The organism is Malikia spinosa (assembly GCF_002980625.1).
Classification (GTDB): domain Bacteria; phylum Pseudomonadota; class Gammaproteobacteria; order Burkholderiales; family Burkholderiaceae_C; genus Malikia; species Malikia spinosa.
Window position 1 is genome coordinate 1 of the sequence record NZ_PVLR01000095.1, and the last position, 638, is coordinate 638.

Below are 638 nucleotides of genomic sequence, written 5' to 3' on the forward strand. Positions count from 1 at the left end.
CCGCCTGCCTGACGCGCCCGAAGGCGTCAAGGGCATCAGCCTGTTCGTGGTGCCGAAATTCCTGGTCAATGCCGACGGGTCTTTGGGCGCGCGCAACGACGCGCATTGCGTCAGCATCGAGCACAAGCTTGGCATCAAGGCCAGCCCGACTGCGGTGCTGCAGTTCGGCGACCACGGCGGCGCGATCGGCGAGCTGGTCGGCCAGCCCAACCGCGGCCTCGAGTACATGTTCGTCATGATGAACGCGGCGCGCTTCGCGGTCGGCATGCAGGGCATCGCGGTTTCGGATCGGGCCTACCAGCAGGCGCTGGCCTTTGCCAAGGACCGTCTGCAGAGCCGTGACCTGGCCGGATCGCCCGGCCCGGTCGCGATCATCCAGCACCCCGATGTCAAGCGCATGCTGCTGACGATGAAGGCGCATACCGAGGCCGCGCGCGCGCTGGCCTACTGCACGGCCGCGACCAGCGACCTGGCGCACCACGCCGGCGACGAGGCGGTGCGGCGCGAGCAGCAGGCGATCTACGAATACCTGGTGCCGATCGTCAAGGGCCATTCGACCGAGCTGTCGATCGAATTGACCAGCCTGGGGGTGCAGATCCACGGCGGCATGGGCTTCATCGAGGAAACCGGTGCGGCCC

1 protein-coding gene is annotated in these 638 nt (G+C 67.7%); it reads left to right on the top strand.

Annotation, left to right across the window (positions count from 1 at the left end):
* Positions 1-638, top strand: a 638-nt coding sequence (locus tag C6P61_RS17490) for an acyl-CoA dehydrogenase family protein (RefSeq protein ID WP_280524151.1), incomplete at both ends; no start/stop codon positions are given.